The following is a 431-nucleotide window of genomic DNA, read 5'->3' on the forward strand; positions in this document are numbered from 1 at the left end:
TACCTGTAATTGGGATTTTGGTGCGTAAAGCTTCAAAAAGAATGCGCAAACTCTCGATGCAAGTTCAAGACACTATGGGTGATGTTAACCATGTAGTGCAAGAAAGTATTAATGGTAATGCAGTTGTTAAAAGTTTCGCTGGTGAAGAGTCAGAACAAGAGCGTTTCTATAAGTCATCGGAAGAAAACTTAAAACGTGGTTTAAAAATGGTGATTGTGCAAAACCTAAATAGTCCTGTTGTTCAAGTGGTAATGGCTTGTGCAATGGCTCTAATTGTATGGTTAGCATTAAGACCACAAATTTTAGGAAATACAACTGCTGGTGAGTTTGTTGCATATATTACGGCAGCAGGGTTACTTTCAAAGCCTGTTAAAAACTTGACAGATGTGAATGAAAAGTTACAGCGGGGTTTAGCAGCTGCACACTCAGTT

1 protein-coding gene is annotated in these 431 nt (G+C 38.5%); it reads left to right on the forward strand.

Annotated elements, in window-relative coordinates; translation table 11 throughout:
* Positions 1-14 precede the first annotated feature (14 nt).
* A partial coding sequence (locus F7Q96_RS26705; RefSeq protein WP_282960317.1) for an ABC transporter transmembrane domain-containing protein occupies positions 15-431 on the forward strand: 417 nt, incomplete at its 3' end.

Source organism: Cupriavidus gilardii (assembly GCF_008801915.1).
Lineage (GTDB): Bacteria > Pseudomonadota > Gammaproteobacteria > Burkholderiales > Burkholderiaceae > Cupriavidus > Cupriavidus gilardii.